Below are 12,082 nucleotides of genomic sequence, written 5' to 3' on the forward strand. Positions count from 1 at the left end.
GCGTTACGGTGCCGTCTCGCGGGTGCCGCTGCTGTCGCCCATCAGGCGATCGTGCAGGGTCATGATTGTCCGGCTACTACCATCGGTGGCAAAGCTCAACGCATCCAGGCCGGTATCGAGGTAGTAACGGCCATCGGCGTGCAGCGTGAGGGCGCGTGGTTCGTCTCCTTCGTGTTGCAGTTGCAGATGGCCGTCGACGTTTGTCAGGGCCCGCACATCGTCCTTGCCGAAGCGGTAGCGGCCCAGCGGGGCAGTGTCGGTCGCGCGCCCGGCATGCGCCGGTGCATAGGCCTTGCCGGCAGCGATGGCGGCCAGGCGTACGCTCAGGTCGGTCGGGTCCAGGAATTCGGCATTGGTCAGCACGGTGACGAAGACATCCGGCTGTTGCAGACGCACGATGTAGCTGTTGAAGCCATTGATGAAGCCGCCGTGCTCCACGTCGGCAATGCCGTTCGCCTGGCCGACGATCCAGCCGAACCCGTAAGGCGAAGCACTGCCATCGGCGAGCGTGGTCTTGCGCATCGCCTGCGCCAGCAGTCCGGCGGACACCGGCACGCCGTCGCGCAGGGCGCGGTGCCAGCGCGCCAGGTCGTCCACGGTGCTGATCAGGCCGCCGGCGCCTTGCGGCTGCGTCATGCTGATGAAGTCGGCGTTCTGCAGTTCGCCCTTGCTGCGCCGGTAGCCGTGCGCCCGTTTGGCAATCACCGCCAGGTGGCTGTCGTAGCGCGTGTGCTGCATGCCCAGTGGCGCGAACAGCGCCTGCTGCATGTAGGTGGGGTAGGGCTGCCCTGACACGCGCCCGATCAGGTGGGTCAGCACGATGTAATTGGAATTGCTGTAACGAAACCGCGTACCGGCATCGAACTCCAGCGGCAGGTCCTTGAAGGTGTTCAGCAGGGTTGCCGCGTCGGTGTCCTCGCGGCGTGCGGCACGCGAGGCGGCGATGCTGCTGACGTTCTTGATGCCGGAGGTATGGGTGAGCAGCTGCCGCACCGTCACCTGGGCCAGCGGCCCGCTCAACGCCGGATCCAGCGACACCAGCGTGGCGTCGAGTTGCAGTTTGCCGGCCTGCACCAGTTGCAGCACCGCCACGGCGGTGAACTGCTTGGTCACCGACGCCAGCCGCAGCGCGGCATCCGGCTGCATGGCCACGCCATTCTCGATGTCTGCCAGTCCGTAGGCCTGGCGCAGCAGCACCTGGTCGCCGCGGGTGACCAGCACCACGCCGCCGGGCTGGCTGTCCTCGAAAAAGGTAGCCGCCTCGCGCGCCAGCGCGGTGCGTGCATCCGCTGCGCCCTGCGCCTGCCCGGCGACGGCCGGACCTGCCATGCCCAGTACCGTCATCAGCACCACCATCCCGAACGTCTTCATGCACCTGCTCCTTCAGTGAATGAGGCCAGCGTAGGAGAGGCTGGGCGGTGGCCCCAGCACTCTATGACATGCGGTCGCAGTGGCCTGCGAGCGGTTGTGCATCAGGACGAATGGCAGGTCCTACGGCCGCTGTGGAGCAGGGTGAGCGAAGGTCGGGCCGAGGCGGACACCGCCGGTATTGCCATCGAACAGCCACGCACGCAGCGAGGTCGGCGGACGGGTAGGGACGGATCTGCTGCACTCGAACATGTTCCTGGGCGGTGGCGTCGTGAAGACCTGCGCGAGCGCTGCCTTGCAGCGATCGGTGTGGCAATACTCGGAATGCCGGTCAAGATTGCCGATGCGGGCCTGCGCGTGGCGGCGCTGCGTCGGCCGCGACGTCGCACCGGACTGCGCCCGCATGCATCGGCCAGAAACGCAATGGCCTGGGGACACAGGCGTGGCGTCCGGCCAATATCGTCCTGCTCATCACATGCAAGCTGGCAGCATCGGATTCACGTCTTGCCATGCCATACGAGTCCGCCATGAATGCAACCGTTGTCCCGACCCGCTTGCGGGCCATCCATCCGTTCCACGCCGCCATCCTCGGTGGCGTGTGGCCATTGTTCCTGGGCACGCTACTCAGCGATTACGCCTACTGGAGCTCTTACCAGATCCAGTGGAGCAACTTCGCGTCGTGGTTGCTGGTCGGGGCGATGGTGACGACCACCATTGCATTGCTGGCCGCGGTGATCGGGCTGGTCCGCGGCAGCGGCAATCGGGTCTACCTGCTGGCGCTGGTGGCCACCTGGGTGGTGGGCTTCTTCGATGCCCTGCATCACGCACGCGACGCATGGGCCATCATGCCGGGGGCGCTGGTGCTGTCGGGCATCGCAACGCTGTTTGCGGTGGTTGCCGCCTGGTCGGGGCTGTCCGGTCTGCGTCTGGGAGGTGCACGATGAGCCGCCAATCCCGAGTGCTAGTGGTCCCCATCCTCGCTGCCGCGTTGGCGGCCTGTGGTCAGGCGCCCGAATTGGATCAGCACGGCGCGACGCCCAACTTGCCCGCACCCGATCGCGGCGTGCTGCCGGACATGACGATCGCCGAGCCCACTGCGTGGGGCAACAGCACCCCGACCGTGCCGTCCGGGTACCGCATCACCGCCATTGCGCGCGACCTGGCCATTCCGCGGCAGACGCTGGTGCTGCCGAACGGCGACATCCTGGTGGCCGAGGGCCGCGGTGGCTCTGCGCCCAAGCTCAAGCCCAAGGACATCATTGCCGGCCCGATCAAGGCCAAGGGCACCACCCAGGTCAAGAGCGGCAATCGTCTGACCTTGTTGCGTGACGCCGACGGCGACGGCACCTATGAACTGAAGACCGTCTTCGCCGACAAGCTCAACGCACCGTATGGGCTCGCGCTGATCGGCAATGCGCTTTACGTCGCCAACCAGGATGCCCTGGTGCGCTTCGACTACCGCGACGGCCAGACCAAGGCCAGCGGCGCGCCAAGCAAGCTGACCGACCTGCCGTCGGCCATCAACCATCACTGGACCAAGGCGCTGACCGCCAGTGCGGACGGCCGCTATCTATACGTGGCGATCGGCTCCAACAGCAACATTACCGAGCGCGGCATGGATGTCGAAATCGATCGCGCGCAGGTCTGGCAGGTCGATGCGGCCACCGGCGCGCACAGGCCGTATGCCACCGGTCTGCGCAATCCGACCGCGCTGGCCATCCAGCCCGGCAGCGGCGCGCTGTGGGCGGTGGTCAACGAACGCGACGAGATCGGCCCGAACCTGGTGCCCGACTATCTGACCTCGGTTCGCGAAGGCGGCTTCTACGGCTGGCCCTACAGCTACTGGGGCAAGCACGTGGACACGCGGGTCATGCCGCAGGATCCGCAGAAGGTGGCCTCGGCGATCGAGCCGGACTACGCCTTGGGCTCGCACGTGGCAGCACTGGGCGTCGCGTTCTCCGCGCCGGTGATGGGTGCGAAGTTCGCAGACGGCGTCTTCGTCGGCGAGCACGGCAGCTGGAACCGCAATCCGCCGGTGGGCTACAAGGTGGTGTTCGTGCCGTTCCGCGACGGCCGGCCCGCGGGCGACCCCATCGACTTCGTGTCCGGCTTCCATGGTGAGGATGGCAAGACGCACGGCCGCCCGGTAGGCGTGACGGTCGATCCGCGCGGCGCGCTGCTCGTGGCCGATGACCTGGCCAACATCATCTGGCGTGTGACGCCGGACACCGCGCCAGCATCGTCGCCGCAAGCGATGCGCTGAAGCGGTGCGAGCAATCGCGACTCAGGCTGACACGGCGTTCGCGCCGTGACAGCTTTGCGGCCTGATATCGCCTTGGCTTGATCTCGTCATAGCGATTGAGACGCTCTGGCAGATACGCCGATTGCGTAACAGGCGTTTCCCCGCAGGCATTGAATGCGCACAGGTGCGATCGCTGCGCGCCAGCAAGGCCGCTGACAGTGGCATCAGACGTTCCGCACCGTTGCCGACGGAGCATGCTTGCATGCAGATGCACTGGCGCAGCGCGCGCTGCGCCAGAAGCCCATCAGCATTCGCGCCTTAACGGCCCACCGCACTGGCATTGAGCGGAGGAACGCGTCCGGCCCAGGGTTGCGCGCGTTCCAGTTGCGCGGCCAGCGCCAGCAATGTGCTTTCCTCGCCGAAGCGCGCGGCAAAGTGCGCACCGATCGGCAACCCGGCCGGGCTCCAGTACAACGGTACCGACATCGCCGGCTGACCGCTTGCGTTGAATAAGGCAGTAAATGGCGAATAGCTGTGGAAGTCGTCGATCAGCCGCGCCAGCGAGATGGTGTCGTCGAACGCATCCAGCGTTCCCAGCAGCGGCGGTGCGCGGGTCAGGGTCGGGGTCAGGATCAGGTCGTAGTCCTGCAGCAAGGTCGCCAGCTGCCGTCCCAGGACGTGGATCGCGGCCACCGCAGCAGCATAGCGCGCACCGCTGACATGACCTTTTTCGCGCAGGATCACCCGGGTACGCGGTTCCAGTTCGGCGTCGGTCACCGGCGCGCCCCGCAGATGGCCCAGCATGTCCAGATAACAGCGCGTGCTGGGGCCGATGATGTCGAACAGCTGGTCCACCAGCACCGGCAGGTCCACCGGCAGGCGCGCCGCTTCAACGTGATGGCCAAGGAGGCTACACAGCCCGGCCGAATGACGGACCGCGGCCAGCGCGTCCGCGCCGCTGGGCCAGGGCGCCAGGTGTTCCACCAGCGCGATGCGCAAGGGAGTGGGGTCGCGTTCGATCGCGGCCATGAACGGCGCAGCCTGGGCTGGCGCAGCGTAGGGCGCCCCCAGATCGGCACCGGCGGTGGCGTCCAGCAGCGCCGCGCTGTCGCGGACCGAGCGGGTGATGGCGTGTGTGATGCCCATGCCGGCCCAGCCTTCGCCGATCAGCGGCCCGGATGGCATGCGGCCGCGGCTGGGCTTGAGCCCGAAGACCCCGCAACACGAGGCAGGCACCCGCAGCGATCCGCCGCCATCGTTGCCATGCGCAAACGGCACCGCGCGTGCGGCCACCAGCGCGGCCGCGCCGCCGCTGGAACCGCCGGCACTGCGGGTGATGTCCCATGGATTGGCCGTGGCACCGAAGCGGGTGGATTCGGTGGTGTAGGACGTGCCGAATTCCGGTGAGGTGCTGGTGCCCAGGAAGACGCAGCCGGCAGCCCGCAACCGCTCCACCACCGCACAATCCAGATCGGCGCGCGCATCGCCCTGCGCCAGCGAGCCATTGCCCATGCGCGCTCCGCGCAGGGGCGAGAACAGGTCCTTGATCAGCGTCGGCACGCCGGCCAGCGCGCCCTGCCGGGTGGCAGGCTGGCGCGCGGTGGCACGCGCTTGGTCATACAGCGTCTCGGCCACCGCGTTCAGCGATGCCACCCGTTCCAGCCGCGCGATCGTGGCCTCGGTCAGTTCCAGCGGCTGGATCTCGCCATTCCTCACCAGCGCAGCCAGGCCGACTCCATCGTGGCTGTCCAACAACGCATCGATATCCTGCATCATGCCATCACCTCGCTTGCGAATCGGTAGAAAGAGCAGGCGCCCGGCGCAGCAACGCACGCGCCGCCCACAGCATGGCGACCGCCAGCGCGGCGCCGGCGGCGATCCGGATCGCGCCGTGCAGATCGCCACCGGCCGGCAGCAAGGCAGTGATCAGCAACGGGCTGGCGAATTGGCCCAGGTACAGGCTGGAGGTAAAGCCGCCCATGCCGCGGCCGCGCACGCGCAACGGCAGCGCGTTCATCACCGGGGTCATCGCATTGGGCACCAGCAGCCCGGCACCGAACCCGTGCACGCTCACCGCCAGCAACACCTGTGCGTAGGTCTGTGCGCCGACCAGCAGCCACAGGCCCAACGCCAATAGCGCCAACAGCAGCGCATTGGTCGCGGGCATGCCAACCCAGCGACGCAGCAGCGGCCAGACCAGCGAACCGCCCAAGGTGGACAGCAATCCCAGCCCGGCAGACAGGCCGATCATCGTGCTCGATGTCACGCCCATGGCGACCAGCAGCACCGGCGCCTGCACCGGCACGATGTAGCAGAGCGACATCCCGAAGAACACCAGCAAATAGCCCACCACCAGCGCGGAGCGGCCGACCTTGCCTTCCGATGCCGCCGCCAGCGGTGTTGCCTGCGTTGCGGTCGGTTCCCACAATACCTTCAGCATTGCCGGCACCAGCAGCAAGGGCAGCAGGTACAGATAGAACGGCATGCGCCAGGAATGTTCGCCAAGCGCACCGCCGACCACGAAGAACAGCGAGCCGATCAGCGCAATGCACGCCACCTGCAGGTTGACATAGCGCAAGCGGCGTTCGCCCTGCCAGTAGTCGGCAATCAGCGTGGTGCAACAGGTCATCACCGCCGTTTCGGCACACCCGAACAGCAGGCGTGCACCCACGATACTGGTCAGATCCTGCAGAAATGCCGGCAGAACGCCGAGCACGGCGTAGGCGAGCGTGGCCAGGATCAGCAGCCCCTTGCGGCCGAACAGGTCGGCCAGCCCGCCGGCCGCCGGTGCGAATAGCGCGATCGCCAGTGCCGGCCCGGTCACCACCAGCGGTACCAGCAGGCCCGCCTGTGGATCGACCGGGCCGAACTGCGCGCCGAGTTTGGGTAACACGGGCGCAATCATCACTGCACCCATAGTGGTCAGGCTGCTGCCGAGCAACAGCACCGCGCCTTGCGCGCGGCCTGCCTGACGGACTGCGCCGTTGGCGTCATTCATGGCATCCCCCTTAGACGTGATCATGGCCGCAGCTCAGAAAGTGTGCGCAAAGCGCAACGCCACGGTGTAGCCCTCGGCACGATTGCGCGCGCCGAACTTCCTGTAGACATGGAGCCAGAGCGGCATCTTGCCCGGCTCGAAGAAGCTCACTGCCGGTCCCAGTGCCACTACCCGCGCGCGGTTGCCGATATCCTGGCCGTTACGCTGGTCATCGGTGACCTGGCGGTAGTAGTAGCCGCCCACACCCGCCGTCCACGATCCCAGGTGCTGGCCGATGGCGAATTCATGGCGGTATTCCACGCCGCTGCGGTAATCAGTATCGGGGTTGCGCGTGTTGATATCGAACTGGAACGAGGAAGACAGCTCCAGGCCGCCCTGGCTGATCCAGCTGACGTTGAGCAGCGGCGAATACGTCCAGCGATTGAGGCCAGGAGAGATCAGCCGGCTGGCCTCGTAGTCGCCGGTCGGTGCCTGGATCTGGAACTGGAAGTTGATGCCCAGGTTGCGCGATGGCGTCCATTGCAGGATCACCGGCGTCACCTGCACATCGGCCAGCCGGAATACCCTGGCCTGGTCCTGGAACACGGTCATGCCATTGGCCCTGACCGCCAGGCCCGCATCCATGCGGAAAAAGGGCACCACCGTCCCGAAGCCATAGCGCGCGCCGAGGATGCGGGTGTCGGTCATGCGGATATAGGCCAGCCCCAGCGACAGCACATCCAGCGAAACATCGTTGGGGCTGCGATGGCCTGCACCGTCGTTGAGGCGGTCGCTGGAGTAGTACGCGGTGCGCACGCCGAAGGTGCCGACCGGAGTGCTGGGTGGCATGAAGCCGCCGCCGAAATCGTACAGTCCCATCGGGGTGGAGGGCGCACCGTTTTCGGTGGCCTGGGCAGCGAATGCACTACAGAGAAGCATGCTTGCAGACAGCGAACGGAGCGGACGACAGCGGTGCTGGGACATCGGGAGTTCCTTGCCTGTCGGAGTTACAACTCCAAACTAAGCGGAACGTTTGCATGCCCGTTATCCAGAATCGGCAATGTATTTCTGTTTTTGTCGCGGCCGCGTGCGTAACGCTCGTCCTACCCCGCCAAGGTGCCCAGTGCCTGATGGCGGGTTTCCGACGGGCTTTGCCCGAACAACTGACGGTACTCCCCGGCAAACCGGCTCGGATGCCAGAATCCCCAGGCCGCAGCGATGTCCTGCACCGAGCGGCCCGGCCCCTTGCTGGTCAGCGAGCGCCGTACCTGGTTCAGTCGCAGGGTGCGCAGATAGGCCACCGGATTGGTGCCCAGGCTTTCCTGAAAACAGTACTGCAGCTTGCGCCGGCTGGCACCGACATGCCCACACAACTCCAGTACCGTGGGCGCGCGTTCGGCGTGTGCCAGCGCGTAGTCGCGCGCGCGATCGACCAGGCGCTTTCTCGCGCTGGGACGCAGCGGCGCGGCGTCGGTGGTGTCTAGCATGTTCAGCAGCAGTTGCAGCAGCCCGTCCCGGGTGCCGCGACGCACCACGGCATGTGTGTGCATCGCGGTGGTCAGCGTTTGCGAATCGAACAGGTCCTGGCTGACGCCCTGCATCGCGTGCAGGGTGCGCGGGGGCGTCCGGCGCAACGTTCGCGTGCGTGCCGGTGGCGGGCAGTGCTGGCGTTCGAGCAGCCAATCGACCAGATGCTGGTCAATCGCGAACGACAGCACTTCCACCTGCGCGGGCGTCTGCAGTTCGGGAAGGCGATGGCCGGGCGTGACCAGCAGGCAGGGATCCTGGTAGCGATAGCCCTCGCAGTACATCTCCATGTCGGCTCCGCGCAGCGGCAGGCTGATGACCAGCGCGCCGGGCCAGGCTTCCCCGCACTTGAGCATGGCTTGGTTGGCGCGATCGCGCACCACCTGGATGCCATCCAGCTGCAAGTCGTCCAGGTGTCCGGTGAAACGCCCGCTGCTGGTCTGGTCGTAACGAACCTGCCAGCGCGGCATGGCCTGAGCATGTGCCTCCACCGCAGCGGTGCTGCAGTGCTGGACCACGAATGCGGAAACGGAACTGGCTGACATGGCAGGTCCCGGAGCTGGAAGGAGGTGCGAAGACGACAGCGCTGCAGCCCCGGCGCGCAGTGGCGCCGCCTTCGGCAGACCGCACTGTTGCACGAATCGGGCATGGGTGCATCCCGGCGCGGGCGGGCTGCGAGCGTGTCATCCCGAGCACGCTGCGACACGATGAGTGTCTGCAGCCACGCTGCAGCGCAGCGTGTGTATCGGCGCGGTCACCGTGCGGTGTCGCGGATCCCGCCGTCCATCGGCTGGATCCGCGCAGCACTCGGCGCAGTTGGCTGGCGCGTATGCTCAGACGACGAAGGGGTGGGTCATGCGGAACCTGCCCTTGGTGGTGCCGAAATAGGCGGCACTGATCGGATCGGTCGGCGCGCCATGGGTCATGCGGCCGTAGGCCTTGAGCTCGTCGCCGAGCATCTGCGCGCCAAGGTCGGTCACATTGCCCCAGTCGTCCAGGTCGTCCAGGCTCAGCGCGTGCGTGATGGGCGTAAAGGTCATGCGGGTGGCTCCTTTGGGTATAGTCAGGTGAACTGCGATACGAGGCGAACGCGGGGCAGGGCTCAACGCCGCCCGTGCCAGTAGCCCGAGCCCTGGTGCATCAGGTTGCCCAGGCTCACCAGCAGTTTGCGGAATTGATCCTTGCCGGCAATGGCGGCGTGGTTGATCGAACTGATCAGGCGGTAGCGCTCCGATCCGCCCAGGATGCCTTCGGCCAGCACCTTGCAGATGATCTGGCTGGGGGTGACTCCAAAGCCGGAATACCCCTGCACGTAGAAGGCATTCGGGCGGTCGGGCAAGGTGCCGATCTGCGGGAACAGATTCCTGGAACAGGCCAGCGGGCCGCCCCAGGCCAGGTCGATGGCGACATCCTTTAGATACGGAAAGATCTTCAGCATCAGGCGGCGATTCCAGTGTTTGAGATCGCCTGGAATGTGTTCGACGAACGGCGTGGACGAACCAAACATCAGCCGGTTGTCGTTGGTGACGCGGTAATAATCGATGACCGGGCGGATGTCGCTGAAGGCGCCGCGAATCGGGCTGATATGCTCGATCAGTTCGCGGCTCAGCGGCTCGGTCACCGACTTGTAGGCGTAGACATTGATGGTGCGGGCGTGCAGTTCCGGCACCATTGCGTTATTGAAGCCGTCGATCGCCCACACCAGTTTGCGCGCGCGCACGCGACCGTTGGCGGTACGCACCGTGATCCGGTTACCGTAGCTCACCTCCAGCGCCGGGCTGTGCTCGAAGATGCGCACGCCGTAACTCTGGCTCAGCGCCTTGGCTTCGCCCAGCAGCAGGTGAGCGAATGCACATGGCCGCCTCCCATGTGCAGCAGGCCGGCGCAGTAGGCATCGCTGCCGAGCACCTGCTGGATTTCCGAGCGTTGCAGATAGCGTATTTCGTGCGGCGACCCCAGCGACTTGAACTCGGTTTCCCACGCGCGCAGCGTCCGGGCCTGGCGTGCATTGAAGGCCATGTAACCGTAGCCGCTGCGAAAGTCGGCATCGATGTCGTAGCGGGCGATGCGCTCGCGCATGATCTGCGGCCCGAGATCGCTCAGCGCGAACAGCGCCTGCACGCCTTGCCGGCCGACGTCGCGCACCAGCGCATCCAGGTCGTGGCCGATCCCGGCCATGACCTGGCCGCCATAGCCCAGGTGACGGCCCTCCAGCACGATGGTGTGGGTCACTCCGTGCTCGGCCAGTTCCAGCGCGGTATTGATGCCTGAAAAACCACCGCCGATGATGACGACCTCCGCATCGACCTCCTTCTCGAGCGAGCGGAAGCTCAGCGCGTACCTGCGGGTGGCGGTGTAGTAGGTGGGGGTTTCGGTGTTGATCATGGAGCGGCGGAGATCCTGCGCGGCGGTCGCCTGCACTGTAAACACGGGCGCGACCGCAACGCTTGTCGCTGCCTGCCAACGGACTTGATCCTCGGTGCCAGCCGCCGCTGCGTGCCCAGCCTTCAGGCCCGGGCAGCGCGCAGGGCCGTTCGCCGGCACGCTGGGCCATCAGCGCAGTGCTGGCACGGGCAACGTGGCAAAGGGCGTGCCATCGATTCGACGACGGTGCTTGGCTCCATCGATATCGGAGCGCGTCATCGATCGGCATCGTCTATCGAACGAGCCTCAGGCTCGCGGCGGAGGCCTGGATGCTGCACGCCACCATGACTTGGCATGGTGTTTGCGTTACAAAAACAGGTCAATCATCACATTCCAGTGTGAAATGCGCGCACCTGTCCGGATCTGCAACGATGTCGAAGCCTGGAACCATGCGCTGGATGCAGCTTGCGGCGGGTTCCGCGCCAGCGTGGATACACAACGCGCCGGGTTCGTGGGTGAACTGGATCATGACGACGACGGCGAGCTCAAGACCTCGCTGATTCGCACCAATGTGGCGCATATCATGCACCGACGCACCAGCACAGACCGGCTGGATGACCGCAGTTGCTTCCTGGTCCTGCAATGCAGCGGGAGCAGCCGCATGCTGCACCAGGGCGAGCACACGTTGCAGTTGCAGCCCGGAGAGATGATGCTGATGGATTCGGCAAAGCCCTACGATATCGTTGGCTGCGGATTGATAGACCACCTTTCCATTCACCTGGATCGCCGCGACCTGCAACGGCGGCTGCCGCCGGGCCAGGCACTGTTCGGCAAGCTCTCCACGCATGCGGTCAGCGGCCAGATGTTACGCGTCATGGTTGAGCAGGTGTGGAAGGCGGGCGAGGCATTGACCCGGGCCGAGCGCTGCGCGGTGCGCGAGGCCATCCTGGCCCTGGTGCCTTCGGCCCTGGGGACTGGTCCCCACGGTGCGGACGGGCAGCGATTGCTGGATGCGGCGTCCACGCAACTGCGGCGCCATGCCGAGCAGTTGATCGAACACCAGCTCGACAACCCCTTGCTGGCGCCGGCGGCCCTGGCGCACCAGCTTGGCGTATCGCTGCGCCAGTTGTATCGCCTGTTCGACGATGGCGACACCGTGTGCCGCTACATCCTGCGCCGCCGGCTGGTGCGCAGCGCCGACGATTTGCGCAGCCCGCAGCTGCGACATGCGTCGATCACCCAGATCGCGGGGCGATGGGGTTTCACCGATTCGGCGCACTTTAGTCGCACGTTCAAGAAGCAATTTTCCTGCACGCCACGCGACTATCGCGCCGACGTCCAGTGCGCTGTGTTTGCCCACGATGCGTGACGATGGGATGCGTGAGAATGGCGCTGTGTCGGCCGCGCGGCTGTCGGCGACTGAGCAGCATGCCAGCGACCAACGCCGCGCGACGAAGAACACACCGCAGGCAGAAACAACACGTCCCGCAACACGGGGCCTCTTGGCCTCGATTCGAGAACAGCGAACAGCACGTCGCGCGTAGACGTCAGATAGGTGCGGAAGGCACGCCCGGGACCGGAGTGCACGAACGGACCGTGCCGAT

General features: G+C 66.1%; 9 protein-coding genes and 1 pseudogene. 3 read left to right on the forward strand and 7 right to left on the reverse strand.

Translation table 11 applies throughout. From position 1 onward, the window contains the following. Positions 1–3 precede the first annotated feature (3 nt). On the reverse strand, positions 4–1,371 hold the full coding sequence (locus tag XCSCFBP4642_RS0111320; protein ID WP_029219880.1) for a serine hydrolase domain-containing protein: 1,368 nt from the start codon (positions 1,369–1,371) through the stop codon (positions 4–6). 524 nt (positions 1,372–1,895) lie between these two features. On the opposite strand from XCSCFBP4642_RS0111320, the gene XCSCFBP4642_RS0111325 reads away from it, so the two are divergent. Further along, entirely contained in the window at positions 1,896–2,312 is a 417-nt protein-coding gene (locus XCSCFBP4642_RS0111325) for a hypothetical protein (RefSeq protein WP_029219881.1), read from the forward strand. Next, positions 2,309–3,631 (forward strand): PQQ-dependent sugar dehydrogenase, encoded by a 1,323-nt coding sequence (locus XCSCFBP4642_RS0111330; protein ID WP_029219882.1) that lies wholly within the window; start codon positions 2,309–2,311, stop codon positions 3,629–3,631. Before XCSCFBP4642_RS0111325 ends, XCSCFBP4642_RS0111330 begins: the two co-directional genes overlap by 4 nt. A 297-nt stretch (positions 3,632–3,928) precedes the next feature. On the opposite strand, the gene XCSCFBP4642_RS0111335 is transcribed toward XCSCFBP4642_RS0111330, so the two are convergent. From XCSCFBP4642_RS0111335 to XCSCFBP4642_RS30765, 6 genes and pseudogenes are all read right to left on the reverse strand, one after another. Further along, the gene (locus XCSCFBP4642_RS0111335) at positions 3,929–5,386 is read right to left on the reverse strand and encodes an amidase (RefSeq protein ID WP_200859751.1); all 1,458 of its coding nucleotides are present in this window, start codon (positions 5,384–5,386) and stop codon (positions 3,929–3,931) included. 4 nt (positions 5,387–5,390) lie between these two features. Beyond that, a complete protein-coding gene (locus tag XCSCFBP4642_RS0111340; protein ID WP_029219884.1) occupies positions 5,391–6,608 on the reverse strand; it encodes an MFS transporter in 1,218 nt (405 codons plus the stop codon). Between the two features lie 33 nt (positions 6,609–6,641). Beyond that, positions 6,642–7,466 (reverse strand): SphA family protein, encoded by an 825-nt coding sequence (locus XCSCFBP4642_RS0111345; protein ID WP_200859752.1) that lies wholly within the window; start codon positions 7,464–7,466, stop codon positions 6,642–6,644. A gap of 224 nt (positions 7,467–7,690) precedes the next feature. Next, entirely contained in the window at positions 7,691–8,659 is a 969-nt protein-coding gene (locus tag XCSCFBP4642_RS0111350) for a helix-turn-helix domain-containing protein (RefSeq protein ID WP_053329553.1), read from the reverse strand. A gap of 288 nt (positions 8,660–8,947) precedes the next feature. Further along, on the reverse strand, positions 8,948–9,154 hold the full coding sequence (locus tag XCSCFBP4642_RS0111355) for a hypothetical protein (protein ID WP_029219887.1): 207 nt from the start codon (positions 9,152–9,154) through the stop codon (positions 8,948–8,950). Between the two features lie 62 nt (positions 9,155–9,216). Further along, positions 9,217–10,499: pseudogene (locus XCSCFBP4642_RS30765) on the reverse strand (NAD(P)/FAD-dependent oxidoreductase). Between the two features lie 193 nt (positions 10,500–10,692). On the opposite strand from XCSCFBP4642_RS30765, the gene feaR reads away from it, so the two are divergent. Then, a complete protein-coding gene (gene feaR, locus XCSCFBP4642_RS0111365) occupies positions 10,693–11,847 on the forward strand; it encodes a transcriptional regulator FeaR (RefSeq protein WP_160170368.1) in 1,155 nt (384 codons plus the stop codon). Positions 11,848–12,082: the final 235 nt, after the last annotated feature.

The organism is Xanthomonas cassavae CFBP 4642 (assembly GCF_000454545.1).
Taxonomy (GTDB): Bacteria; Pseudomonadota; Gammaproteobacteria; order Xanthomonadales; family Xanthomonadaceae; genus Xanthomonas; species Xanthomonas cassavae.

Excerpts from the sequence above, each read along its gene's own strand:
- XCSCFBP4642_RS0111340 (WP_029219884.1), bottom strand. The coding sequence starts at position 6,608 with ATGAATGACGCCAACGGCGCAGTCCGTCAGGCAGGCCGCGCGCAAGGC.
- XCSCFBP4642_RS0111330 (WP_029219882.1), top strand. The coding sequence starts at position 2,309 with ATGAGCCGCCAATCCCGAGTGCTAGTGGTCCCCATCCTCGCTGCCGCG.
- XCSCFBP4642_RS0111355 (WP_029219887.1), bottom strand. The coding sequence starts at position 9,154 with ATGACCTTTACGCCCATCACGCACGCGCTGAGCCTGGACGACCTGGAC.
- XCSCFBP4642_RS0111320 (WP_029219880.1), bottom strand. The coding sequence starts at position 1,371 with ATGAAGACGTTCGGGATGGTGGTGCTGATGACGGTACTGGGCATGGCA.
- XCSCFBP4642_RS0111345 (WP_200859752.1), bottom strand. The coding sequence starts at position 7,466 with ATGGGACTGTACGATTTCGGCGGCGGCTTCATGCCACCCAGCACTCCG.
- XCSCFBP4642_RS0111325 (WP_029219881.1), top strand. The coding sequence starts at position 1,896 with ATGAATGCAACCGTTGTCCCGACCCGCTTGCGGGCCATCCATCCGTTC.
- XCSCFBP4642_RS0111335 (WP_200859751.1), bottom strand. The coding sequence starts at position 5,386 with ATGATGCAGGATATCGATGCGTTGTTGGACAGCCACGATGGAGTCGGC.
- XCSCFBP4642_RS0111350 (WP_053329553.1), bottom strand. The coding sequence starts at position 8,659 with ATGTCAGCCAGTTCCGTTTCCGCATTCGTGGTCCAGCACTGCAGCACC.